This is a genomic window from Rhodanobacter panaciterrae, assembly GCF_014651895.1.
Classification (GTDB): Bacteria; Pseudomonadota; Gammaproteobacteria; order Xanthomonadales; family Rhodanobacteraceae; genus Rhodanobacter; species Rhodanobacter panaciterrae.
The window spans coordinates 181933-206406 of record NZ_BMXT01000001.1 but is presented as its reverse complement, the minus strand read 5'-3'; the positions used below and the strand labels follow the sequence as shown (position 1 = coordinate 206406).

Here is a 24474-nt window from a genome sequence, read left to right as displayed (position 1 = left end):
GCCATTGGAAGCTCCATGTCGCCTGCCTCAACGGGAGCCAACGACGCCGATGACGTGCGCGCCGCGGCTGCCGGTGATCGCCACGCATTCCAGCGGCTGTACCACCTGCATGTGGGCCGGGTACACGGCGCGGTATACCGGCTCGCCGGTTACGACCATGCCCGCGCCGAAGACCTGACCCAAGACGCCTTCATCCGCGCCTGGCAGAAACTGCCCGGCTTTCGCCACGAGAGCGCGTTCGGCACCTGGCTGTACCGACTCGCGGTGAACGTGGCGCTGATGGATATCCGCTCCCGCGGCGCCGACCCGGTCAGCATGCTGGACGACGATCACCTGCCAGACACCGGCGAGACCCCCTTCTGCGCCGCCGAGCGCGAGGAACTGGAGCACGCGATCGGCCAGCTGCCACCACGAGCTCGCGCTGTGCTGGTGTTACACGACATCGAAGGCTGGCGACACGAAGAGATCGGCAACGAGCTGGGCATGGCGGTCGGTACATCGAAAGCGCAACTGCATCGTGCCCGCGGTCTGCTGCGCAAGGTATTGGGAGAAAGGTCATGAACGAATTCGAATGGCGCCGGCAGATGCGCGAGCTGCGCCAGCCGCTCACGCCGCAGCGTGATCTGTGGGCTTCGCTCGCCGCCGCACTGGACGATGCCGAACGGACGGATGCGCCCACGATCCAGGCATCACCCATGCATCGGTCGGGGCACCGGCAGCGCTGGCTGGTTGTCGCCAGCCTCGCTGCATCAGTGCTGCTGGCCGCCGGCATCGGCTGGCATCGGCTGCAGATGCCCACTTCCACACCGATCGCCCGTGTCAGCACGGCTCCGGCAAGCTGGAAACCGGCCGATCCACGATTGGCTGGCGCCGCGATCGAACTGGACGCCGCCCGCATGGAGCTGCAACTGGCGATCCAGCAGGCACCTCATTCGCCCGCACTGCAGCGCCTGCTCGACCGCACCGAACTGCAACAGACGCAATTGCGCCAGCTGGCCAACCAGGCCGGTTGATATCCACAGGAATGACCATGAAAACCACCCGCTATCTTCCGCTGCTGCTGTGTCTGTGCATCGGCCAGGCGCTCGCCGACACACCGATCCAGCTGCGTCATGACGCCAGTCCGACCGCCCATGTCAGCATCAGCAATATCGCCGGCACGGTGAACGTGATCGCCTGGGATCGCAACGAAGTGCAGGTCCGCGGCCAACTCGGCAATGGTGCCAAGCCGCTGACGATCACCGGCAGCAATACCGACATGGCAATCAAGGTCGAACCGCAAGGTGGCTCCGGCTGGTTCAACTGGAAAGGCGACAACAACATGGCGGCAACCACGCTGGAACTGCATGTTCCCAAGGCTGCCTCACTGGACATCGACGTAGTCAGCGCACCACTGGTCGTCGACGGCATGGATGGCGGCAACATCGAGGTCAATACGGTCAGCGGCAAGGCACGCATCAATGCACGCGTGCCGTCGCTGAAAGTCGACAGTGTCAGCGGCGGCATCGAGTTGGCCGGACATGCCGGACAGGCCGACCTGCAGACCGTCAGCGGTGACATCCTTGCCCCCGTGCTCGGTAGCGACGTAAAGCTGCAGACCATTTCCGGTCGGATCCAGGCCGATGGTGGCCCGTGGAAGAAACTGACGCTGAGCACGGTATCCGGCAATGTGCAGTTGACTGGCGGGCTGGCTACCGATGGCATTCTCGGCATCGACAGCATGAGCGGCGACGTGCAACTGCAGCTGCCTGTAAACACTTCCGGCAACCTGCACGCCAGCAGTTTCAGCGGTAACCTGCGCAGCGATTTCGGCACACCGAAGGAACCCGAGCACGGCCCCGGCAGCTCATTGGACGTCCGTCTCGGCGACGGTCGCGGCAAGATCAATATCGAGACATTCAGCGGCGACCTGCGCGTGCGCAAGCAGAACTGACGGCAGGCAGATCAATGCACCTCAAATGAAAACGCCGTCGCAATGCGACGGCGTTTTAAATTCAATCGGCGAATACAGCCCGACGAATCAAAGATCCTGGTGATACTGCACGTACGGTGTGCGCGATTGATCCGGCTCCGGGCCCGCTGGCGTATTCGTCGGCGTGCCGGACGACCACAGATTCTGCGCACCAACACTCAACGCACCGCGCCACGGCAAACGCCAGGTCACACCCAGATCGATGCTGTTCCAGCGTCGATCGGCACCGTAGTTACCTGGAATGCCCGCCTCCGGCTGCATGGTGCGCCCAGTCAGGACACCGCTCAACGGGCCGTGATCGACACCGAAACTCAGCGCTTTCTGATCCAGCGTGTTGATGCCAAGCAGATTGCCCGGCAGCAGGTGAATGCGGCCGACACTGGCACCCAGATCGATACCGCTCTTGCCGCCCAAGGCCAATCGGCCACGCGCGTTGAGCTGGGAGCTGCTGTCGAAACTGGACAGGCCATCGACCCCCGGCACGGCGCCCGGAAGCACGCGCGGCAATACGGTGTTGTTGTTCGAAGTGCTGACGGTGCCGACGCTCACGCCAAGGCTGTAACGGCCGGCGTCATAGGTGGCACCCACTTCGCTGCCGAGCACTCGCGAGCTCTGGTTGACCCACGAGTGTTCGCTGATCTCGGCATGCGCCTGCAGTCTCGGCCCCAAGCCGTATTGCAAGCCGGTCGTCATCACGCTGGCCGCATCGACCACGCGCAACGCCAGCGGTGCATTCTTGCGCAAGGCATCGGCGCCGGTGCTTTGATCGGCCTTGAGAGCGAGCAGGCGACCATCGGTACCGCGCCACAACGGCACCATCACGCCGGGTTCGACTTCGGTCATCTGATCCGGCGGCTGCGCCAGCAAACGCTGGGCCATGGCGTTGTCGCCGCCCGCAGACTGCCCGACCGCAGTGAGCGGCAACAGGGAGATCAACAGCAGGGCGGACAGGCGACGCATGAGCTTGGGGTCGATGACTCTTTCAATAGGGGAATAGCTGTACGCGAGTATACCCCGTTTTACGTTTTGCTAACACCATGAAAACCCCTACCCAATCACAGAACGGGATGGGTTGTGTCAAGCTTCGACCGGCCGGGACACCCGCAGTTCCCGCTGGCGGGGGAGCTGGCGACCGGGCCAACTTACACGCTATAAAGGCGTTTGACGCCGATCCGCCAGATCGCTCCGGAAACCAATCACAGCCCAATGAGCGCCACGCCGACGATCCGTTCATCCCCACCACTGCCGGTGACGCATGATCTTGCGGCCTTGCACGGTGCGGTCGAGCGATTGTTCGAAGCTACTGACGCCAGCTGCGTGATGGAAATCTGTGAGTCGATGCTGGGCACTATCGGTATCCAGGGCCGGTTGCGCTGGCGCCGTATGGACGAACCGGCTACCCGCCTGGCCGGCCAGCTCGATCTGGCCGAAGACCCCCAGGGCCCGCGCACGCTGACGCTCGAATGGGCCGACCTGCCGCTGCCCGAACTCGTACGTGACCGGCTGGACTGGCTGGGCAGGCTGGCCAATACCCGCCTGCGCCAGCTGGCCGAAACCAGTCGCCTGTACGAAGCGATTTCCCGCCTGGCCGTGTCCGAGCGATTGCAACGCGCGCTGTATGCGATCGCCGAACAGGCCGGCGCCGAACACAACATGCCCGAGATGATGCGCTCGCTGCATGCCATCGTCAGCAGCCTGATGTACGCGGAAAACTTCTATATCGTGCTGTACGACGCAGCCACCGATAGCGTCCGCTTTCCCTATTACGTCGACATCGCCGATACCGATCCGCCGTCACCTGACCAGAACATGCCGTTGCACGACATGCTGCATAGCCTGACCTGGAACCTGCTGCAGGAAGGTCGCCCGTTGATGGGGTCGATCGAGGAACTGCGGCAACAATTCGGCGACCGCTTTGTCCTGGTCGGACCCAGTTGCGAACACTGGCTGGGGGTTCCGCTGTTGCGCGGCGGACGCGTGGTCGGCGGCATCGTGATGCAGAGCTACCGCGACGACACCCATTACTCGCGGCATGATCTGGAACTGCTGAGCTATGTGGCCCAGCATGTACAAACCACGCTGGAGCGACGCGAGGCGCATATCGAACTGGGCCGTCGGGTAACCGATCGCACCGCCGCGCTGCGCGAAGCCAACCGCGTGTTGCGCCAGCAGGTGCTGCAGCGACAACGCGGTGAACGCCTGCAGGCGGCTCTGTTCCGCATCGCCGAGCTGGCGAATACCTCGGAGAGCCTGGAAAAATTCTACGCGGCCATGCATCAGGTGATCAGCGGCCTGCTGTACGCACGCAATTTCTACATCGCGCTGGTCGACGAGGAAAGCGGCTACCTGACCTTCCCCTATTCGGTGGACGACGTCGACAGTGTGCGGCCACCGCGTGCGCACGGTCGCGGCGTCACCGAATATGTGCTGCGTCATGCCAAGCCGCTGCTGGCCGACATGGTGGAAATCGACCGCCTGATTGCGGTCGGCGAAATCAGCCACTTCGGTTCACGCTCGGTCTGCTGGCTCGGCGTGCCGCTGATCTGGGGCGACAAGGCGATGGGTGTGCTGGCGCTGCAAAGCTATTCACCCGAACACACCTATAACGAACGCGACCAGGAGCTGCTGACCTTCGTCAGCTACCACATCGCCAACGCGCTGCAACGCAAGCAGGCAGCGTCCTCGCTGAAGCATGCCTATGCCGGGCTGGAACGTCGCGTCACCGAGCGCACCCGCGCACTGGCGTTGGCCAACCGCGACCTGCGCGAGCAGATCGCCGAGCGCGAACGGGTCGAGCGCCGGCTGAAATACGAAACGCTGCACGACTCGCTGACCGGCCTGCCCAACCGCACCTTGCTGCTGCAACGGCTGGAACAGGCGATGCAGCGCTATGTCGCGAATCCGAGCGAACAGTTCGCCGTGCTGTTCATCGACCTGGACCGCTTCAAGGTGATCAACGACTCGGTCGGTCATCTGGTCGGCGATGATCTGTTGTTCCAGGTCGGCGGTCGCATCCGCGCCTGCCTGAAGACCCGCGACGTGGTTGCACGTCTGGGCGGCGACGAATTCGCCGTGCTGCTGGAAGGCATCGTCGAGATCGGCAAGGCATCGCTGATCGCCGAACGCATCATCAGCGAGCTGCAGACGCCGTTCCGGCTCGGCACCAAGGAGATCTTCACCTCCGCTTCGATCGGCATCGCCTTGGCCAGCCCGCATTACCGTCAGCCGGAGGAGCTGCTGCGCGACGCCGATGCGGCGATGTACAACGCGAAGGATGGCGGGCGCCATCGCGCAGCGATGTTCGACGACCGCCTGCGCCGCGAGGCACTCTCGCTGCTGGACATGGAGAGCGACCTGCGCCACGCGCTCAGCCGCAACGAATTCGAACCGTTCTACCAGCCCATCGTCGAACTCGCCGACGGCCACGTCACCGGCTACGAGGCGCTGCTGCGCTGGCATCATCCCGAGCGCGGTCTGCTGCCGCCGCACGATTTCCTGCTGATCGCCGAGGAGTGCGGCTGTGCCGAGGCGATCGACTGGCAAATCTTCGAGCAGGTATGCACCCAGGCCGTGCGGCTGATCGGCACCGAGGGCTTCATCAGCATCAACGTCTCCGGCCGGCATTTCCGTTCCGCCGACCTCGACCTGCGGCTGCTTGCCCTGTTCGAGCAGTATGCGGTGCCGACACACTGCATCCGCATCGAGGTCACCGAGCACGCGCTGCTGGAGAACCCGACCCAGGTCAAGCAGATGCTGCAGAACCTGCGCAGTCACGGTGTCGGCATCGCGCTCGACGATTTCGGCACCGGCTATTCCTCGCTCAGCTACCTGCACCAGTACCCGTTCGAGACGCTGAAGATCGACCGCTCCTTCATCACCGAGCTGCCCGTCGACGACACCGAAACCCAGGGCCTCGCGCTGGTGCGCGCGATCCAGGTACTGGCCGACTCGCTGCAGATGAAGGTGATCGCCGAGGGCATCGAGGAAGAATCGCAGCGGCAGGCGCTGCTGCGGGTCGGCTGCCGCTATGGCCAGGGCTTCCTGTTCGCCACGCCGCAACCCGCCTCTACCTGGCTGAACGCGGACAACCCGCTGTTGCTGGCCTGATCCGCGACCGACCTGTCGCTCCGCCCCGATCTATTGCCGTGGATTCATTGCGGCGTCTCCGGCGCAGCCGGCGCTGCGCTGTGGCTGAGCAGATGCTCGGCGTCGATCCGATCGAAGTGATAGCGCTGCGCACAGAACTCGCAGATCACCTCGATCTCGTCACCGCGCGCCACCAGCGCCGCCTCGACTTCATCGCGACCGAGCGAGCGCAGCATCGCCGTCACCCGCTCGCGACTGCAGTTGCAGCCGAACGCCAGCGCGCGTGGCTCGAACAGACGCGCCGACTCTTCATGGTAGAGCCGGTACAGCAACTGCTCCGGTGCGGTATTCAGCAACTCGTCGGCGCCCAGCGTGGCGGTCAGGTGCACGATGCGGTTCCACGCATCATCATCGAGCGCGGCGTCACGGCCACCCTCGTCCGGCATCTTCTGCAACATCAGGCCCACCGCGTGCTCACCGTTGGCGGCCAGCACGATCCGCGCCGGCAATTGCTCGGACTTGACGAAGTAATTTTCCAGCGACTCGGCCAAACCGGCGTGCTGCAGGTCGACCAGACCCTGATAGCGCTGGTCGCGATCCACATTGCCGATGGTGATCGCCATGATCGCGTCAGGCAGCGCATCCAGTACCAGCGGTTCGGGCAACGGCTCATTCCAGCGCGCCAGCCCGCGCAGGCGGCCCTGGTCATTGCACTCGGCAAACAGCAGGCGCAACGCGCCGGAACTCTTCAGCTCGATCGACAGCGCACCGTCCAGCTTGATGTTGCCGGTCAGCAACGCGCTGGCGGCCAAGGCCTCGCCGAGCAACGCGTGCAGCGACGGCGGATAGTCAGCGCGGCCGGCCACTTCGCGCCAGGCCGGTCCGAGTCGCACCAGCGTGCCGCGCACGCCGGCACGTTCCAGCAGAAAGCGATGCAGTACATCGTCGACAGGCAGGGTTTCCACAATAAGCGTTCCGGATGAGGTCAAGCGCTTCAGATGGGGGCGCGGCAGCGCCGGGACAACGCCCCTTATACTGCCCCATCTTCCCGCACGTACCGCCATGCACCTTGTGTTCCGCCGCCCCCTGCTGATTCGTCTGCTGCGCTCACTGGCGATCCTCATGCTGGCATGGCTGGCACTGAGCTGGCTGATGGTGCTGCTGCTGCGCTTCGTACCGCCGTGGACGTCGGCGGTGATGCTGGAGCGCCAGCTCGGCGCGTGGGTTCATGGTGAGAAGGATTTCCAGCTGCGCCAGCACTGGGTGCCGTGGAAACAGGTATCGCCCTGGGTGCCGCTGGCGATGGTGGCCGGCGAGGATCAGAAGTTCCCTTACCATCATGGTTTCGACTTCGATTCCATCCAGGATGCGATGGATGCGGCCGATGACGGCAAGCGTCTGCGCGGCGCCAGCACGATCAGCCAGCAAACCGCCAAGAACCTGTTCCTGTGGAACGGCCGCAGCTTCGTGCGCAAGGGGCTGGAAGCGTATTTCACCGTGCTGATCGAGTTGACCTGGCCGAAACAGCGCATCCTCGAGGTGTACGTGAACATCGCCGAGCTGGGCGATGGCATCTATGGCGTTGGTGCCGCGAGCGAGGCGTACTTCCATGCCTCGCCGGCACAGCTCGGGCCGGCGCAGGCCGCGCGCCTGGCCGCCGTACTGCCGAGCCCGCGTCGCCTGCACGCGGATCGGCCCAGCGCATACGTGCAGCGCCGCGCCAACTGGATCCAGCGACAGATGGACCAGCTTGGTGGCCCCGCCTACATCGAAGGTCGTGCGCCGCCACGAGCGAAGCATTGAGTCGAGTCTAAAGCAGGTCGCGACCACCGTATTTCATCGGGAAACAACGCCTGCCGCGGGGATCCGCACTGAGCCCGTCGCGCTCGCTGCACAGCTTCACAACTTTGCTACACGCGAGGGCAGTACCGGCGGTAGACTCGTGACAAACGGCCCGTCCGGGCCGGAGGGAGACCCAAGCATGAGTCAGGTCAAGCATCTGCTGGAAAGCAAGGGCAGTACGGTCTTCAGCATCGCACCGGATGCGCCGGTGCTCGAAGCGATCAAGCACATGGCCGAGCACCGCATAGGCGCGCTACTGGTGATGCGCGGCGACCAGCTGGTCGGCGTGATGTCCGAACGCGACTACGCGCGCAAGGTGATCCTGCAGGGCCGCTCTTCGTCACAAACCGCCGTGTCCGACATCATGAGCAGCGAGCCGCTCACCGTCGGCCCGGATACCGATGTATTCGACTGCATGCGCCTGTGCACCGACAGTCGCATTCGGCATCTGCCCGTGGTGGAAGGCAAGCGGGTCATCGGCGTGATTTCGATCGGCGATCTGGTCAAGGCGGTGATCGACGCACAGGCCGAACAGATCGAGCATCTGCAGCGCTACATCACGAGTTAAGGCAGCACCAGTTAAGGCAGCACCAGCTGGGCGCGGCGCAGGCTTCGTCAGGCGGACGGCACATCGGCGCCGTCAGTTCGCGCATGCTCGTCCGGCGCCAGATCGGGTGACCAGCCGGCACGTCGGGACACCACCGTCGCCAGTGCGGCCACACCGGCACCCAGCAGGGCCAAGCCGCTGATGCTCCAGCCGAGCATGCGCAGGCCGCTCACGGCACTGGTCACCACCACGTCGCCAAAGCGCCATACCGCGGTCTCGACGAAGTTCTTGCCCTTGTAGCGCGTCTCGCGCGGCACCCGCGTGTAGAGCGCATCCACCGCCGGCTTGGTCATGCCGTAGGCGAAGCCGCGCGTGATTACGAGCATCACCGCCAGCAATAGCGGCACGCTGTGGCCGAAAAACAGGAAGCTGCCGCCACCGATCAACGCCACCACGGCCAGCAAGGCCAGATTCACCAGCGAAGGCAGGACCAGTCCCCAGCCGGCACCGCGACGAATCAGCAACCATGGCGTCAAAGTCAGCTGCAACGCTGCACCGAGCAGGTTGGTGGCCAGGTCGAGATCGTTGTAGAACGACGTGCGTGCGACCGTGCTGGTGAAATGCGCCTTGGCATAGTCGGCCACCAGCGCATAGGCCAGCGTGCCGATGCCGTCACCGAACAACATCAACAACGCCATGTAACGCAGGAACGGACGCGACCACAGCTCCCTGATGCCCGCCCACAACGAGCCACCAATAGCCTCATCGCCACGGCTGCCCGCCTGCCGATCGTGCTGCGCGGAAAGCTGCAGCAACAACATCATCGAGAAGCCCAATGCCAGCGCCGAGACCAGCAACAGCGGCGCCACGCCGATCAGCTGCACCAGCAATTTGGTCACCAGCGGACCGAAGATCGCACCCGCCATGCCACCGAGCGCGATCAGCGAAAACACCCGCCGCGCCTGCCCGCTGGAGAAGATGTCGGCCATGAAGCTCCAGAACAGCGACACCACGAACAGGTTGAACACGCTGACCCAGACGAAAAACACCACGCCCAGCTCGCGCGCACCGATGCGATCCTGCGCCATGAACGCGGGTACGAACGCGAGCAGACACAGGATGAAGAAGCTGTAGCTCCAGCCGAGCAATTGCCGGCGCCGGAAACGCGCCACTAGCATGCCGAACACCGGCGTCAGCAGCAGCATCACCACGAACACCGCGCCGTAGAACAGCGGCAACGACTGCGAACCGACCGCACCGCTCAACTGATCCCTGACCGGCCGGATGATGTAGTACGACGTCATCACGAAAAAAAACGCCAGCGCGGACAGTGTCGGCGCGGCGGCTTGTTCCACAACGGTTTGGCGGGGCAAACTCACGGGCACATCCAGCGTGGGGCGCGGCAAGCCTAGCATGCGCTCACGTCCGTCCAGTGAAGAACATCAGGCCGTTGAACGATCGCGGCTGCATCAATCGCTGGTGCCGACTTGGTCGGTGGCGTGCTGGCAATACACACCCATCGACGCTCATGCTGACCGAGCGGGCCAGCGCGTTGATCGCGCGGTAAAAGCTGAGCGGCTACGCCGGCAGCGGGCAATGCAGGCTGGCGCAGATCACCCGCAGCAACTCGGCCTCTTCCACGCTGACGACGCCATCGGCATGGATCGCGCTGGCCAGGCTCTGGATCACCAGTTCCTTGGCCGGCGGCATCAGTCCGTCGAGATCATCCAGCGCGCGCTCGAACGGCGTCTGCCACGCCGCCGGTGGCGCCGACCACTCCAGCGTTTCACCGGGAAAGGCTTGCTGCATCGCCAACAGCCAGGCGCGACGTGCAGCGGTCTCGTCGGCACTGCCGTTAGCGGCAACGACCGCACAGACCAGCATCACGCTGTCGCGGCACGCCGGCAGTTTTTTCAGTCCGTCCATCGGCGTACGCCGCGGCTGCTGTGCCTCGATCAATTGCACGCGCAACAGCCGGGCCAGGCAGTACTCGTCGAGATCGACCCGACCATCCGCCCGCACCAGCGCATCGAGCGCGCTCTGCAAGGTCTGCTGGCGCCCTGCCGACAGTTGCTTCAATGTGGGGAACGCCAGCGCAGCCAGCGGCAACCGCGACTCCGGCGCCAGCGCCGCGACCTCGACGGCAATCGCCTGCACCGCTTGTTGCAGATCGTCGCCAAACGCATCGGCGACGATCCGGCGCTGGGATGCCTGCAGTTCGGCCTGCGCCGACATCGCCAAGGCCAGCACGACCGCCAGCGCCGATTCCGGTTGCTGTACGGCGATGGTCAACGTGGCCGGCATGGCCTGATGCACCGTGGCGGCGCGCTGGAAACGCGTTGATGCTGTGGCGCCACCGTCGGCACCTTGTTGTGCCAGCACGGCACCGGCCAGTACGCCAGACAATGGCGGTGGTACGGCCACTCCCGGTACACCCAGTGGACTCCTCGGCTTGCTGGTGGCTGGTCCAGCGGGCGGCATCTCGGCATCCTGCTGCAACGATGCCGCCAGCCGAGCCAGATCCTCTTCGCGAAAACCGGGCTCCAGGGCACGGATGCGCTGCAGCAGCGGCGGATGGGTGGCGAACAGCGCGTTGAATGTGCCGGCTTCGCCAAACAGCATGTGCGCCACTTCCTGCTTGTTCGCCACCTGCAGTTCGGAGCCTTCGCTGAGGATCGCGATCTTCTTCAAGGCGCCGGCGATACCGTCGGTCTGGCGGGTGAATTGCACCGCCGATGCGTCGGCCAGCGATTCGCGCGAACGAGCTACCGCAGCCTGGATCAGCCGCGCGAAGAAATACCCGATGTAGCCGACCACGATCAACGCCAGCCCGATCATCCACACCTGGCCACCGCCACCGTCACGGCGACTGCTGCGGCCGCCACCGAACCAGATCACCTTGCGCCCGACGATGGCCAGCACCAGGATGCCGAACAACAGGCCCATCAAGCGGATATTGAGTCGCATGTCGCCGTTCAGCACGTGACTGAACTCGTGCGCGATCACACCCTGCAACTCGTCGCGACTCAGGTTATCCAGACAGCCGCGGGTCACGCACACCGCCGCATCGGACGCCGAATAGCCGGCCGCGAACGCGTTGATGCCCGGCTCCTCTTCCATCAGATAGATGTCCGGCACCGGCACGCCCGCCGCGATCGCCACTTCCTCGATCACGTTGCGCAACTGACGCAGCTGCGGGTCACGCGTATCCGGCGGTACCGGTACCGCGCCGACACTCTCGGCCACCGCCTTGCCACCACCGGACAGACTCATGATGCGGAACAGTGAACTGAACCCGATCCCGCCCAGCACGACGACACTGCTGGTAAACAGCAACGACAGATTCGATCGCGCCGGCTCGCCATCCACCGGGTGGTGACCCATCGCGAACCACACCACCGTATCGATCGCCGCCACGATCGCGATCACGGCCAGCACGAACAACGCGACCAGTCGTCGGCTGCTGCCGCGTACGCGCGCCTGTTGCGCAAAGAAATCCATGGAGGCTCCGGCGGCTGAACGTGTGCATCACGACTACCGTCGCGATGCAGCGGCGATCAGGTGAAGGAAACCTTCGGCACGTCACGCACGGCCGGATCCTCGATCTTCAGCGGCTCGGCCGCGAGGAAGCCGCGGCTGTTGGCCACGAACGATGCGGGAAAGACTTCACGCTTGTTGTTGTAGGTCAGCACCGAATCGTTATATGCCTGTCGTGCGAACGCGACCCGGTTCTCGGTCGAGGTCAGCTCTTCGGAGAGCTGCATCATGGTCTGGTTCGCCTTCAGGTCGGGATACGACTCCTGCAACGCGAACAAATGACCCAAAGTTTGTGTCAAAGCATTTTCGCTGCTGCCCAGCTGCTGCATCGCAGCCGGATCACCCGGGTTCGCCTTGGCGCTGGCCAGTCCGCTGACCGCCGCATTGCGCGCCTGCACCACCGCTTCAAGCGTGCCGCGTTCATGCGCAAGATAACCCTTGGCCGTTTCCACCAGATTCGGAATCAGGTCATGCCGGCGGGTCAGCTGCACATCGATCTGCGCAAAGGCATTTTTGTAGCTGTTGCGCGAGGTGACCAGTCCGTTGTAGATCGCCACGAAGTACAAGACAATCAGAACGACAACAACCAGAAAAATGATCAGACCCATTGCTAGACCCTCCACCCTGAGGCGCATCCCCACGCCGGAACCACATCAGAATACCATGCAGTTTCAAAAGATCTTCCTGTTGATCGCGGGCGTGTTCGGACTGGCCTGCACACCGGTCCGCGCCACCACTCCCGCTGCATCGGCGCCGGCTGCGCGGGTTCACAGCACCACGGAAAGTCTGCCACCGGCACGCGTCAAGCAGACCATCGCCGACTACCAGCGCTGGTTGGACCGTGTTGTCGAGCGACATGCCGTCGCCGGCCTGGTCACCGCGGTCGTGATCGATGGCAAAGTGGTTTACGAAGGCACTCTTGGTTACGCCGATGCCGTCACCCAGCAGCCGGTGACACCGGACACCGTGTTCCGGCTCGCGTCGCTGTCGAAAGCATTTGCCACCGCCATCACCGGTATTCTGGTGGACGATGGCAAGCTGAGCTGGGATACCAAACTGGTCGACGTACTGCCGTACTTCAAGCTCAAGGACATGCAGGCTGCATCACAAGCCACCGTGAGCGACATCCTGGGACAACGACTAGGCCTGCCACGCAACACCTATGACAACATGCTCGAGGGCGACATCCCCTACGAAGAGTTGGTGCGCAAGCTGGACGAGGTCGACCTTGTCTGTGGCGTCGGTCAGTGCTACGGCTATCAGAACGTCGCGTTCGGCATGATCGGCGATGTGGTGCTTGCACGTACCGGCGACTTCTTCTACCGCCAGGTCGACAAGCGCATCTTCTATCCGCTCGGCATGACCACCGCCAGCTATGGTCGCGCCGCACTGGAATCCAGCAAGAGTTGGGCACGCCCGCATCGCGCATCCAGCCACGGCTGGATACCCTTCGAACCAAGCGAAACCTACTACCGGGTCGCGCCTGCGGCTGGTGTCAACGCCAGCTTGCGCGACATGGAAAAATGGCTGATCGCGCAGATGGGCGATCGCCAGGACGTGCTGCCCACTTCGTTGCTGGATGTGCTGCACGCTCCGGGCGTAGCCACACCGAGCGAACTGCATGCCACGCCATGGCGTCAGGCTCGGCTGACCGATGCACACTACGCACTGGGCTGGCGCGTGTACGACTACGGCGGCGAAACCCTGATCTTTCACGCGGGCGCCGTGGCCGGCTATCGCACCATGATCGGCTTCTTCCCGAAGTACCACGCCGGCGTGGTCACCCTGTGGAACTCCACCGGCCCAGTCCCCAGCGGACTGATGCCGATGGTGTTCGACGATTTGCTGGACCTGCCGCATGTGGACTGGGCCGAGATCGAAGGCAGCATCAAGACGCCGGCAGCGACACCGCAAAGGAAAAAGCCGCGCAAGCATCGTGCGAAACACCACAACTGAGTCGCGACAACCACCCGAAACGAAAGACGGCGCATGGGAACCATGCGCCGTCCGGTTACTGCTCTCACCTCAGCGCATAACGATCAGAGCTTGAACTCGATCCGCTGCTGCTTGGTGCTGGGAACGGCCACGCCGTCCTTCTTGGCCGCCGTGAACTGGTAACGCTCCACCGCGTCCAGTGCGGCGCGATCGAAGATGCGGTGCGGCTGCGCGTCAACTACCTTGACGTCACTGGTCCGCCCATTCGCATCGACCGTGAACGACACCAGCACCCAGCCTTCCTGCCGCGCGCGCATCGCTGCCGTGGGGTAGCGCGCACCGACTGCCTTCACCAACACCGCGTCACTGGTCGGGGCACCAGCGTTGCCACCGTCCGCACTGGCTGCCGCAGAGTTGTCAGCCGCCGTCGTCGGAGCCGTCGATGGCTGTTGACTCGGCTGCTGCGCCGTACGGGTCTGCTGCGTTTTCTGCTGCTCGGCCGCCGACTGGGCCTTTTGCTGCTCGGCTGCCAGCTGATCCGCTGCAAGCTTGTCCGCCGCCGCCTTCTGTGCCGCCAGCTGCTGTGTCTTCTGCTGATCGGCGGCATCCTGCTGCTGCTTGTCCAGCGTCTTGCGCTGGGCATCCAGCTTGGAACGCAGGATGGTCAACGTGAAGTTGGTCGGGTCGGCCTTGGCCAGCAGGTCGATCTGGCGCTGCGCTTCATTGAAGTCACGCGAGTTGATCGACTGCTCCGCCGAAGTGGCCGCGAACGGAAACGTCTCGCGCAATGCATCGGATGCAACCTTGTTGCCCGGATCCTTCTCCAGCACACGCAGATAGAACTCGAAGGCATTGTTGCCGGTCGGCGCCAGATAGCGCTGTTCGTTCATCGCCGTGCGCGCTTCGGCCAGCAGCTGGTTGACGTCCATCGCCGCCACGTTGGCTGGCGGTGGTGGCGCCGCCCGGGTCGTCGCGGATACCGGCGTGGACGGGTGACCGCCCGAGTCGGCCATGACCAGCTCCTGATGTGGCTTGATGATCAGGAACCATGCACCCACGGCGAGCAGGGCGAAGATGGCGATGATGGCGATGACAACGGGCCGAATGGCCCCACGCGCATGCCTGCGTGTATCAAGTATGTCTCGGGTATCCATGGTCTCTCACTGAGTGTCGACAGATACCCGCGCTTTTTCCCCCTGTAGGAGCGAATGAATCCCCCGGACTCACCGCGGCGCGGATGTGCGAAAGGTAACTCCAATGACTCAACACAGCAAATCGCCGGTCAGTTCACAGCACGAGTCAGGATTTTGTTCCATGGCCGGTGGTCGGGCATCAGCATGGCGCTGAGCCAATCGAAATCCCCCGCTTGCCCGTAACGAGGCGGGTCTGGGCCGCACACTGCCGCCGCAACCGAGCTTTTCGACCCCACAAACGAAGCGTCCCGGCCAGGCCGGGACGAAGGCTTCTCGAAATACTCTCCCCGCGCTGGGCACCGCGGGGAGAGAAGTATCGATGAACTTATCTTATTGGAGGTGTCGCTTGTTGCGTGTCGCTTACTTCTTGGCTTTGGAAGCCTTCGCGGTCTTGGTGGCTTTCACCACCTTGGCCGGTGCAGCTTTCTTGGCGGCAGCCTTCTTCGGCGCAGCCTTCTTCGCAACTTTCTTCACGGCAGCTTTCTTCGCCGGCGCAGCTTTCTTGGCGGCAGCCTTCTTCGGCGCAGCCTTCTTCGCGACCTTCTTCACGGCAGCTTTCTTGGCAGCCGGCTTCTTGGCGGCAACCTTCTTCACGGTGGATTTCTTGGCGGCCGGTTTCTTGGCAGCCGGTTTCTTTGCAGCGGATTTCTTGGCAGTGGCCATAGTTCGTCTAAGCTCCTCATCAGTTGGCAGTGGTTGCCCAGTAAAAGCGTGCAGGAACGCCTCGACCAACAAGTCGCTGTTGGTGGCGTGCCGAAGATTGTTCACTTGACGGTGGGTGCGCAAATCGGAAAGCCGCCGCAGAACATGCAGCGGAATCGAGACAGTGATCTTGCGTACTGCATTGGCCTTTTCACCGTGCTCGACATAAGGCTTGATGAATTTTGCTGTCGCCATAAAGCGCATTCCCCGTGATCTGTTGCGAAAGCTATCCCTGAAGATTTCGGCTGTCAATTGATTTTAGTCATGAAATCAAACCACTGCACCCTCCCCATACCGACCGAAACCCGGTGCCAGCAAGGCCTCAAGGGCATTCAAGGTGAATATTATTTGGACATCCATACGTCCAAACGATTTTCTCCATAAAATGGCAAAAACCCTTGAAACCATTGCTGCACAACGATTTCATCGCAACCGCCATCACCGCGAAGAAAAAATGCGCCTCTCATAATCGCGCTTTCCACGAGGTCGAATTCGGACCATTCCGGCGCCTCCGCCAGATGAACGGGACACGACTGAAATTATTTCAGCCGGCCCGCCGACCCGAGCAAAAAAGTTCGCCACCCTGGCTCGCAAGGACTTCGATCGAGATGACCGACACCTCGGTGCTCGTTGTCGAAGGCAGTGAGAGCGACGACATTTTTCTGTGCAACGGCATCGACGATGACGTGCGCACATGACGCCAATGTCAACGCGATCCCACTGAAAAACAGAACGCGGATTGTGTCGATACCGTCGATGCAGATCGACGAGCGGTGCAACGAATGCGTGCGCTGCATGCACGGCGTGACGACACGATGCACGTCGGCCTTCGCCCGGACAAACGAACGGCTCGACGCGCCTCGCCGATCACTACCCCGGAAACGATACCGGCCGCACTGGGCGGCCGGTATCGTCACACCATGGCGGAAGACTCAGTGGTCTTCGTTCTCGATCAGCTCTTCGTACTCGTTCGCATCGAGCAGCTCATCCAGCTCCGCGCGATCGCTGGGGCGCACCAGGAAAATCCAGCCCTCGCCGAAGGCGTCTTCGTTGATGATCTCGGGCTTGTCGTTGAGCAGCTCGTTGACCTCGACGACTTCGCCGGATACCGGCGAGTAGATGTCCGAGGCAGCTTTCACCGACTCGACCACGGCCGCACCGGTGCCCGCTTTCACGGCCGAACCGACTTCCGGCAGTTCGACATAGACCAGATCGCCGAGCTGGCCCTGCGCGTGGTCGGAGATACCCACGCGAACCAGGCCGTCGTCTTCGGCGCGGGCCCACTCGTGGGACTTGAGGAATTTCAGATCGCCAGGAATCTCGCTCATGATGGGGTCCAGTAGTTGGGTGTGAGTCAGGGTACAGGCGGTGATTCTAGCCACAACCGCCATGGGTAAGTTGTGACGCGGCGGCTCAGATGCCTTCGCAGGGTTTGCCGTCGCGCACGAACGGATACTTCACCAGCCGCACAGGCACTTCGCGACCGCGGATGTCGACGCGAACATCACCTGGCTCGCCGGCCGGGATGCGTGCGAATGCCACCGCCTTGTTGAGCGTCGGCGCAAAACTGCCGGAGAGGATCTCGCCTGCGCCGTTCGCGGTGAGCACGCTCTGGCCGTGGCGCAACACGCCCTTGTCGTCCAGCACCAGGCCGACCATCACACGCGGCACGCCGGCGGCTTTCTGCTGCTCCAGCGCAGCACGACCGATGAACGCACGGCCCTCGTCCAGTGCGATGGTCCAGCCCAGGTTTGCTTCCCATGGCAGGACGCTTTCGTCCATGTCCTGCCCGTACAGGTTCATGCCAGCTTCCAGCCGCAGCGTGTCGCGTGCACCGAGGCCAGCCGGCACGACGCCGGCAGCGACCAGCGCCTCCCACAGCGCGACGGCATGCTCGGCCGGCACGATGATTTCGAAACCGTCTTCACCGGTATAGCCGGTGCGCGCCACAAACAGCGGCATGCCGTGCGGGCCTTGTGCAGCAGCCGCGGCAAACTTGCCGAGCTTCTCGATGCGCGGGCGATCCACGTCATGCAACAGGCCCAGCACCTTGGCTCGTGCGTTCGGGCCCTGCACCGCGATCATCGCGAATTCCGGGCGCTCCTTGACCTGCACCTCGAACGTGGCGGCCTGCTGTTCGATCCACGCCAGATCCTTGGCACGGGTACCGGCATTGACGACCAGTCGGAAGAACTCCTCGCCGAGGTAATACACGATCAGATCGTCGATCACGCCGCCCTGCTCGTTCAGCATGCACGAGTACAGCGCCTTGCCAACCACTTTCAGCTTGTCGACGCTGTTGGCCAGCAGGTGCCGTAGAAACTCGCGCGTGCGCGCACCGTGCAGGTCGATCACCGTCATGTGCGAGACGTCGAACATGCCGGCATCGCGACGCACCGCATGATGCTCCTCGATTTGCGAGCCATAGTTGATCGGCATGTCCCAGCCGCCGAAATCGACCATGCGCGCGCCGAGCGCACGGTGAGTGGCGTTGAGTACGGTCTTCTCGGTCATCACGGCGGCGCCTTACGGGGGGAGTTCCGTATTATCGCCGCCGGCCCCGGGCAATCCAAGCGTTGCCCGCTCGATCATGCCGCCGCGTCACTCGTGGCTGCCGCTGTTGTCCAGTCTAGCCAACAGCTCTACGGTGACCTGCTCGGCCAGTTGCTCGGCGCGTTCTCCGTTGCTCAACAGGTGGATATCCGGCGCCTCGGGTCGTTCGTACGGTGCGTCGATACCGGTGAAATTGCGGATCGTGCCCGCACGCGCCTTGCGATACAGACCCTTGACGTCACGCCGTTCGCATTCCTCCAGCGGCGTATCCACGAACACCTCCATGAATTCCGCCTTGTCAAAAAGCTCGCGTGCCGACTGCCGCTCGCTGCGGTACGGCGAAATTGCGCTGACCAGCACGATCAGCCCGGCGTCCACCATCAGATGCGCCACCTCGGCGATGCGCCGGATGTTCTCGACGCGATCCTCCGGGGTGAAGCCCAGATCCTTGTTGATGCCGTGGCGTACATTGTCGCCGTCGAGCAGATAGGTGTGATAACCGAGCGCATGCAGCCGCCGCTCGACCAGGTTCGCGATGGTGGACTTGCCGGCGCCAGACAGGCCGGTGAACCACAGGCACAACGGATGCTGGCCCTTGCTGGCGGCGCGCACCGTGCGGTCGATATCGACGTGCTGCCAGTGCACGTTGGCCGATCGGCCCAGCGCGAAATCCAGCATGCCGCATGCCACGGTGGCGTTGCTCTGGCGATCGATCAGGATGAAGCCGCCCAGCGTGCGGTTGCTGGCATAGGCTTCGAACGCGATCTCGTCATCCAGCCCCAGCGTGCAGTAACCCACTTCGTTGAGACTGAGATGGCGTGCCGCGAGCTTGGCCTGACTGTTGACGTCGACCTTGTACTTGATCGACATCACCCGCGCATTGACCGTGCGCGTGCCGATCTTCAGCCAGTAGGTACGGTTGGGCAACAAGGTGGCATCACCCATCCACAGCAGATGGCATGTGAACTGATCGGACACCGGCGCCGGACGCAGCGCATCGGCAATCACGTCGCCGCGGCTGACGTCGATCTCGCGATCCAGGCACAGCGTCACCGCCTGCCCGTCCGCCGCGCTCGGCAGATCGCCATCGGCACTGACGATGCGTTCGATATGCGCCGACTGTCCACCCGGTTGCACGATGACTTCGTCGCCGCAGCTCACCCGGCCGCCGCAGATCGTGCCGGCGTAACCGCGGAACGCGTGATCCGGGCGATTCACCCATTGCACCGGCATGCGGAAATCGGCGGCACGGAACGGCGTGACCTCGACCTTTTCCAGCAGTTCGAGCAGGCTGTCGCCCTGGTACCAGGGCATCCGTGACGAACGCGCACCCACATTGTCGCCAGTCAACGCCACCACCGGCAGGCAATGCACCTCGACGATGCCCATCTCCTGCGCCAGCACGCGGTACTGCGCGGCAATGGCCGCATAGACCACCGGGTCGTAATCGACCAGATCCATCTTGTTGACCGCCAGCACCACCTGCCGGATGCCCAGCAGGCCACAGATATAGGTATGTCGACGCGTCTGCGGCAGCACACCCTTGCGCGCATCGACCAGCACCACCGCGAGCTCGGCATTGGACGCGCCGGTGGCCATGTTGCGCGTGTACTGCTCGTGGCCCGGACAGTCGGCCACGATGAAGCTGCGCCGCGCGGTATGAAAGTAGCGATACGCCACGTCGATGGTGATGCCCTGCTGACGCTCCGCATCCAGACCGTCGGTGAGCAGCGAGAAATCCAGCACGTCACTCGCATCGGCATGTTGCCGGCGGCTGTCGCGGGCCAGCGCGGCCAGTTGATCGTCCGGCAGCATGCCGGCGTCGTACAGCAGACGACCGAGCAGGCTGCTCTTGCCGTCGTCCACGCTGCCGCAGGTAATGAAGCGCAGCAGGCCAGGTGCGGTCGATACGCTCATCAGAAATAGCCTTCCTGTTTCTTGCGCTCCATCGATGCGGTCGGATCCTGGTCGATCACCCGACCCTGTCGCTCGGAACTGCGCGAGTTGGCCATTTCGTCAATGATCTTCGCCAGCGTGTCGGCCGAGGACTCCACCGCACCGGTCAGCGGGTAGCAGCCCAGCGTGCGGAAGCGCACCTCACGCATCTGCACAGACTCACCCTCACGCAGCACGAAGCGCTCGTCGTCGACCATGATCAGCGCGCCATCGCGCTCGACCACCGGGCGCGGTTTGGCAAAATACAGCGGCACCACCGGAATGTTCTCGCGCTGGATGTACAGCCACACGTCCATCTCGGTCCAGTTGGATAGTGGAAACACCCGCACGCTCTCGCCCTTGCGGATGTGCGTGTTGTAGGTGTGCCAGAACTCGGGGCGCTGGTTGCGCGGGTCCCAGCGATGCTGGGCATTGCGGAACGAGAAGATGCGCTCCTTCGCACGCGACTTCTCTTCGTCGCGGCGCGCCCCGCCGATTGCCGCGTCGAAACCGTACTGGTCCAGCGCCTGTTTCAGCGCCACGGTCTTCATCACGTCGGTATGCACGGTGGCGCCGTGGGTCAGCGGCGAGATGCCCTGGCGCACGCCGTCTTCGTTGATGTGCACCAGCACTTCAACATCGCCGGCGGCCGCGACCTGATCGCGAAACGCGATCATCTCGCGGAACTTCCACGTGGTATCGACATGCAGTACCGGCATCAGTGGTCGCGCCGGATAGAACGCCTTGCGCAGCAGGTGCAGCAGCACCGAGGAATCCTTGCCGATCGAATACAGCATCACCGGATGCTGAAAGGCCGCCTGCACTTCGCGAAAAATGTGGATGCTTTCGGCCTCGAGATCGTCGAGGTGGGAATGGGTTTGCAGGGAAGCTGTCGTCATGCCGGAAGAGTCAGAATGTTTTTGCCGCAACGGCGTATCAACGGTGCCGCGCGACACCGTGCAAGACTCGACATCTTACGCGATCCTCAGGCGATCACCGGATACGTTGGCTCCGCATCCAGCGTCGCGGCGCATACCGCCGCCAGTTCCAGCAGACGCAAGTCCGAACCGCGCGCGCCGACCAGCTGCAGCCCGACCGGCATGCCGTTCGGCAAGCTGCCCATCGGCAGGCTCACCGCGGGACAACCGGCCAGACTGGCGAAACTGGTGAGGTCGGCTTGCGAATCCGGCACCGGGCCATCCAGCGGAAACGCGCCCTGCGGCGTGGTCGGCAACACCAGCACGTCGACCTGGGCGAACAAGCGGCGCATCTTCAAGGTGGCCGCGTCGAGCACGCGATCAGCCACCGCGTAGTCGGCCGCGCTCTTGCCCGCCGCATAGCCGAGCATGTCGCGGAAACGTGCAGACACCGGACGTTCGGTGTTCGCCAGATCGGTGGCGAACGTACCGAGCATCTCCGCCTCCATCAGCAGCAGACCGGCGCGACGAGTGCGGCTGAAATTCCAGTCGGCAAAATCGACCGTGCGCCGATCGCCCAGCGCATGCGGCAGCTTCGCCATGGCTGCCTCGAATACTTCAATGACTTCCGGCTGCACGCCGACCGCGGCCAGATCCGGCAGCAGACCCGCACGCAGATTGCCCGGCTCCCAGTCCGGCAGCGCGAAGGCGACGCGGCGCCGGCGCGAGCGCGCATCGTCGGCGTCGTAACCGGCCAGCACCTGCAACAGCACGGTGAGATCGTCTACGCTGCGCGCCAGCAGGCCGACTGCATCAAGTCGACGCGCCGCCGGCACCAGGCCACGGGCGGAAATCTCGCCATGCGTGGGCTTCAGTGCATAGACACCGCAATAGCTGGCCGGGATGCGGATCGAGCCGAGACTGTCCGAACCGACCGCCGCCACGGCCAGACCCGCCGCCACCGCCGCCGCTGCGCCGCCGGAGGAACCGCCGGCGCTGTAGCCATGCCGATGCGGATTGTGGGTGGCACCGAAATGCGGATTGTCGGTCGCTGCGCCCAGCGCGCCTTCGTCCATATTGGTCTTGCCAACCAGTACCGCACCGGACGCACGCAACCGCGCCACCACGTGCGCGTCGTCCTGCACCGGTTTTTCGCGACCCGGCAAACCCACTCGTGTCGGCCAGCCGGCCATGTCGAAATTGTCCTTCAACGCCAACGGGATGCCGTCGAGTCGCCCGATCACGCCGTCGCGGCGGCGCCGATCGGCCATGTGCGCCTGCTCCTGCAGCAGGCCCGAGCGCTGGTCGACATAGGCGTTGAGTTCGGGGTTGAGCCGCTCGATCGCGTGCTGATAGGCGTCGGCCAGCGCCTGCGGCTGCACCCGGCCCACTGCCAGCCAGTGCAGCAGCTGGCACAACGAGGCCCGACGCAGGTCAAGATCGGCGATCGGCGGCATCGAATTCATGGGTACTCCTTACGTTTATGTCGCGATTATCGCCGCGTCTGGTCAAGTGATTGCAAGCGGTAGCGCAGCACGCGTTGCCGCGCAGCATCTGAAACCGGACAATGGCGGTCTGATCCATACCGCCACGCACGGCAACCGCCTGCACCAGCCCCAACACAACGGAGTCCGCCATGAGCGAACGCGAAACCATGGAATACGACGTTGTCGTCGTCGGCGCCGGCCCGGCCGGGCTGTCGTTCGCGATCCGCCTCAAGCAGTTGAAGCCCGATGTGAGCGTGTGTGTGATCGAAAAAGCCTCGACTATCGGCGCGCAGATCCTGTCCGGCGCGGTGATCGAGCCGCAGCCGCTGGACGCGCTGCTGCCGGGCTGGCGCGACAACCCACCGCCGATCTGCGTGCCGGCCGGTGAAGACGAGTTCTGGCTTCTGTCGAAAACCGGCGGGCGCAAGCTACCGGTGCCGCCAGGCATGAAGAACCATGGCAACTTCATCGTTTCGCTGGGCGCGATGTGCGCGTGGCTGGCGCCGCAGGCCGAAGCGCTGGGCGTGGACGTGTTCCCCGGCTTCGCCGCCGCCGACACCATCTATAACGAGGACGGTTCAGTCGCCGGCGTGCGCATCGGCGACATGGGCGTGGCGAAGGACGGCACGCACAAGCCCGGCTATACCGAAGGCATCGACATCAAGGCCAAGGTCACCGTACTCGCCGAAGGCGCTCGCGGCAGCTTGACCAAGCAGCTGATCAAGCGCTTCAAGCTGGATCAGGACAGCGACCCGCAGGGTTATTCCATCGGCATCAAGGAACTGTGGCAGTTGCCGGCCGGGCGCGTGACCCCGGGCAAGATCGTGCACAGCTTCGGCTGGCCGGCCGATACACATACTTATGGCGGCAGCTTCCTGTATCACCTGGACAAGGATCGCATCGCGCTCGGCTACGTCAGTGGACTCGACTACAGCGACCCGAACTACCAGCCGTGGGAGGCGTTCCAGCAGTGGAAGAACCACCCGATGATGAAACCGCTGCTGGACGGCGGCACGATTCTCTCGGCCGGCGCCCGCGCGATCGTCACCGGCGGCTACCAGTCGTTGCCCAAATGCGAGATGCCTGGCGCCTTGCTGATCGGCGACACCGCGGGCCTTCTCAACGTGCCGAAGGTGAAAGGCACGCATCAGGCGATCAAGAGCGGCATGCTTGCCGCCGAGCACCTGGTCGCCAACGGGCTGAAACCTGCCGGCTTCGACGCGAAGCTGCGCGGCTCCGACGTGATGGCGGAGCTGAAGAAAGTCCGAAACATCAAACCCGCCTTCAAGAAGGGCCTGTGGTTCGGCATGTTGAATGCCGCATGGGAAACTGTCACCGGCGGCGCCTCGCCGTGGACGCTGAAGAACAAGGCCGACTGGTCGTCGCTGCACAAGCTGGGCACGCAGGAAGAGCCGAAGCGCGACTACGTGCAGCGCACGCTGGCTCCGCGCGATCGCCTCGCCGGCGTCTACTTCGCCGCCACCGAACACGACGAGGACCAGCCGATCCACCTGCACGTGGCCGACACCAATATCTGCATCGATCAGTGCACCACCGAATACGGCAACCCGTGCACCCGCTTCTGTCCCGCCAATGTCTACGAGATCGTCGACGATGGCGCCGCCAAGCGGCTGCAGATCAACGCGGCGAATTGCGTGCACTGCAAGACCTGCGACATCAAAGATCCGTACGAGATCATCACCTGGGTCACGCCGGAAGGCGGCTCCGGGCCAAATTACCAGAACCTCTGAGCGGCCGAGGGCATTCC

The 24474-nt window shown here is 63.7% G+C and carries 21 protein-coding genes; 9 read left to right on the top strand and 12 right to left on the bottom strand.

Annotation, left to right across the window (positions count from 1 at the left end; all coding sequences use genetic code 11):
* Positions 1-15: 15 nt before the first annotated feature.
* The 3 genes from IE071_RS00935 to IE071_RS00925 are packed head-to-tail and all read left to right on the top strand — an operon-like array spanning position 16 to position 1933.
* Positions 16-561, top strand: coding sequence for an RNA polymerase sigma factor (locus tag IE071_RS00935; RefSeq protein WP_189439316.1), 546 nt, complete (start codon positions 16-18; stop codon positions 559-561).
* Entirely contained in the window at positions 558-1013 is a 456-nt protein-coding gene (locus IE071_RS00930; RefSeq protein WP_189439315.1) for a hypothetical protein, read from the top strand. Before IE071_RS00935 ends, IE071_RS00930 begins: the two co-directional genes overlap by 4 nt.
* A gap of 17 nt (positions 1014-1030) precedes the next feature.
* Positions 1031-1933: a DUF4097 family beta strand repeat-containing protein gene (locus IE071_RS00925; RefSeq protein ID WP_189439314.1), complete on the top strand. Its 903-nt coding sequence runs from the start codon at positions 1031-1033 to the stop codon at positions 1931-1933.
* An 87-nt stretch (positions 1934-2020) separates the two neighbouring features.
* Here the strand turns inward: IE071_RS00925 and IE071_RS00920 are convergent, their stop codons facing one another.
* Complete coding sequence (locus tag IE071_RS00920; protein ID WP_189439313.1) at positions 2021-2932, bottom strand: hypothetical protein; 912 nt, start codon at positions 2930-2932, stop codon at positions 2021-2023.
* Between the two features lie 246 nt (positions 2933-3178).
* Between IE071_RS00920 and IE071_RS00915 the strand changes: the two genes are divergently transcribed.
* Complete coding sequence (locus tag IE071_RS00915) at positions 3179-6079, top strand: bifunctional diguanylate cyclase/phosphodiesterase (protein ID WP_189439312.1); 2901 nt, start codon at positions 3179-3181, stop codon at positions 6077-6079.
* Between the two features lie 44 nt (positions 6080-6123).
* On the opposite strand, the gene hslO is transcribed toward IE071_RS00915, so the two are convergent.
* Positions 6124-7023, bottom strand: a complete 900-nt coding sequence (gene hslO / locus IE071_RS00910; protein WP_189439311.1) for an Hsp33 family molecular chaperone HslO — start codon at positions 7021-7023, stop codon at positions 6124-6126.
* A gap of 97 nt (positions 7024-7120) precedes the next feature.
* On the opposite strand from hslO, the gene mtgA reads away from it, so the two are divergent.
* Entirely contained in the window at positions 7121-7861 is a 741-nt protein-coding gene (mtgA, locus tag IE071_RS00905) for a monofunctional biosynthetic peptidoglycan transglycosylase (protein ID WP_189439310.1), read from the top strand.
* Between the two features lie 178 nt (positions 7862-8039).
* On the top strand, positions 8040-8468 hold the full coding sequence (locus tag IE071_RS00900; RefSeq protein ID WP_189439309.1) for a CBS domain-containing protein: 429 nt from the start codon (positions 8040-8042) through the stop codon (positions 8466-8468).
* Positions 8469-8515: 47 nt separating this feature from the next.
* On the opposite strand, the gene IE071_RS00895 is transcribed toward IE071_RS00900, so the two are convergent.
* From IE071_RS00895 to IE071_RS00885, 3 genes are all read right to left on the bottom strand, one after another.
* Positions 8516-9826, bottom strand: coding sequence for an NTP/NDP exchange transporter (locus IE071_RS00895; RefSeq protein WP_229792688.1), 1311 nt, complete (start codon positions 9824-9826; stop codon positions 8516-8518).
* A 199-nt stretch (positions 9827-10025) separates the two neighbouring features.
* A complete protein-coding gene (locus IE071_RS00890; RefSeq protein WP_189439307.1) occupies positions 10026-11948 on the bottom strand; it encodes a M48 family metallopeptidase in 1923 nt (640 codons plus the stop codon).
* A gap of 56 nt (positions 11949-12004) precedes the next feature.
* The gene (locus IE071_RS00885) at positions 12005-12592 is read right to left on the bottom strand and encodes a LemA family protein (protein WP_189439306.1); all 588 of its coding nucleotides are present in this window, start codon (positions 12590-12592) and stop codon (positions 12005-12007) included.
* 55 nt (positions 12593-12647) lie between these two features.
* Between IE071_RS00885 and IE071_RS00880 the strand changes: the two genes are divergently transcribed.
* Positions 12648-13940 carry a serine hydrolase domain-containing protein gene (locus IE071_RS00880; protein ID WP_189439305.1) on the top strand — a complete coding sequence of 431 codons (1293 nt, stop codon included), beginning with the start codon at positions 12648-12650 and terminating at the stop codon, positions 13938-13940.
* A gap of 83 nt (positions 13941-14023) precedes the next feature.
* On the opposite strand, the gene IE071_RS00875 is transcribed toward IE071_RS00880, so the two are convergent.
* Positions 14024-15073, bottom strand: coding sequence for an energy transducer TonB (locus IE071_RS00875; protein WP_189439304.1), 1050 nt, complete (start codon positions 15071-15073; stop codon positions 14024-14026).
* Between the two features lie 399 nt (positions 15074-15472).
* Entirely contained in the window at positions 15473-16066 is a 594-nt protein-coding gene (gene metJ, locus IE071_RS15910; RefSeq protein WP_343226462.1) for a met regulon transcriptional regulator MetJ, read from the bottom strand.
* Between the two features lie 146 nt (positions 16067-16212).
* Between metJ and IE071_RS00865 the strand changes: the two genes are divergently transcribed.
* Positions 16213-16512 (top strand): hypothetical protein, encoded by a 300-nt coding sequence (locus IE071_RS00865; protein ID WP_189439303.1) that lies wholly within the window; start codon positions 16213-16215, stop codon positions 16510-16512.
* Between the two features lie 234 nt (positions 16513-16746).
* Here the strand turns inward: IE071_RS00865 and gcvH are convergent, their stop codons facing one another.
* From gcvH to IE071_RS00840, 5 genes are all read right to left on the bottom strand, one after another.
* A complete protein-coding gene (gene gcvH / locus IE071_RS00860; protein ID WP_189439302.1) occupies positions 16747-17142 on the bottom strand; it encodes a glycine cleavage system protein GcvH in 396 nt (131 codons plus the stop codon).
* An 85-nt stretch (positions 17143-17227) separates the two neighbouring features.
* Entirely contained in the window at positions 17228-18328 is a 1101-nt protein-coding gene (gene gcvT / locus IE071_RS00855; protein ID WP_189439301.1) for a glycine cleavage system aminomethyltransferase GcvT, read from the bottom strand.
* Positions 18329-18415: 87 nt separating this feature from the next.
* The gene (cysC, locus tag IE071_RS00850) at positions 18416-20284 is read right to left on the bottom strand and encodes an adenylyl-sulfate kinase (protein WP_189439300.1); all 1869 of its coding nucleotides are present in this window, start codon (positions 20282-20284) and stop codon (positions 18416-18418) included.
* On the bottom strand, positions 20284-21201 hold the full coding sequence (gene cysD / locus IE071_RS00845) for a sulfate adenylyltransferase subunit CysD (protein WP_189439299.1): 918 nt from the start codon (positions 21199-21201) through the stop codon (positions 20284-20286). Before cysD ends, cysC begins: the two co-directional genes overlap by 1 nt.
* Before the next feature lie 86 nt (positions 21202-21287).
* Entirely contained in the window at positions 21288-22685 is a 1398-nt protein-coding gene (locus tag IE071_RS00840) for an amidase (RefSeq protein ID WP_189439298.1), read from the bottom strand.
* A gap of 170 nt (positions 22686-22855) precedes the next feature.
* Here IE071_RS00840 and IE071_RS00835 point away from each other — a divergent pair, with 170 nt between their 5' ends.
* Positions 22856-24457 carry an electron transfer flavoprotein-ubiquinone oxidoreductase gene (locus IE071_RS00835; protein ID WP_189439297.1) on the top strand — a complete coding sequence of 534 codons (1602 nt, stop codon included), beginning with the start codon at positions 22856-22858 and terminating at the stop codon, positions 24455-24457.
* Positions 24458-24474: the final 17 nt, after the last annotated feature.

Excerpts from the sequence above, each read along its gene's own strand:
- IE071_RS00885 (WP_189439306.1), bottom strand. The coding sequence starts at position 12,592 with ATGGGTCTGATCATTTTTCTGGTTGTTGTCGTTCTGATTGTCTTGTAC.
- IE071_RS00880 (WP_189439305.1), top strand. The coding sequence starts at position 12,648 with ATGCAGTTTCAAAAGATCTTCCTGTTGATCGCGGGCGTGTTCGGACTG.
- mtgA (WP_189439310.1), top strand. The coding sequence starts at position 7,121 with ATGCACCTTGTGTTCCGCCGCCCCCTGCTGATTCGTCTGCTGCGCTCA.
- gcvH (WP_189439302.1), bottom strand. The coding sequence starts at position 17,142 with ATGAGCGAGATTCCTGGCGATCTGAAATTCCTCAAGTCCCACGAGTGG.
- cysC (WP_189439300.1), bottom strand. The coding sequence starts at position 20,284 with ATGAGCGTATCGACCGCACCTGGCCTGCTGCGCTTCATTACCTGCGGC.
- IE071_RS00835 (WP_189439297.1), top strand. The coding sequence starts at position 22,856 with ATGAGCGAACGCGAAACCATGGAATACGACGTTGTCGTCGTCGGCGCC.
- IE071_RS00840 (WP_189439298.1), bottom strand. The coding sequence starts at position 22,685 with ATGAATTCGATGCCGCCGATCGCCGATCTTGACCTGCGTCGGGCCTCG.
- IE071_RS00890 (WP_189439307.1), bottom strand. The coding sequence starts at position 11,948 with ATGGATTTCTTTGCGCAACAGGCGCGCGTACGCGGCAGCAGCCGACGA.
- cysD (WP_189439299.1), bottom strand. The coding sequence starts at position 21,201 with ATGACGACAGCTTCCCTGCAAACCCATTCCCACCTCGACGATCTCGAG.
- IE071_RS00935 (WP_189439316.1), top strand. The coding sequence starts at position 16 with ATGTCGCCTGCCTCAACGGGAGCCAACGACGCCGATGACGTGCGCGCC.
- IE071_RS00900 (WP_189439309.1), top strand. The coding sequence starts at position 8,040 with ATGAGTCAGGTCAAGCATCTGCTGGAAAGCAAGGGCAGTACGGTCTTC.
- IE071_RS00930 (WP_189439315.1), top strand. The coding sequence starts at position 558 with ATGAACGAATTCGAATGGCGCCGGCAGATGCGCGAGCTGCGCCAGCCG.
- gcvT (WP_189439301.1), bottom strand. The coding sequence starts at position 18,328 with ATGACCGAGAAGACCGTACTCAACGCCACTCACCGTGCGCTCGGCGCG.
- IE071_RS00915 (WP_189439312.1), top strand. The coding sequence starts at position 3,179 with ATGAGCGCCACGCCGACGATCCGTTCATCCCCACCACTGCCGGTGACG.
- IE071_RS00875 (WP_189439304.1), bottom strand. The coding sequence starts at position 15,073 with ATGGATACCCGAGACATACTTGATACACGCAGGCATGCGCGTGGGGCC.
- IE071_RS00925 (WP_189439314.1), top strand. The coding sequence starts at position 1,031 with ATGAAAACCACCCGCTATCTTCCGCTGCTGCTGTGTCTGTGCATCGGC.
- IE071_RS00920 (WP_189439313.1), bottom strand. The coding sequence starts at position 2,932 with ATGCGTCGCCTGTCCGCCCTGCTGTTGATCTCCCTGTTGCCGCTCACT.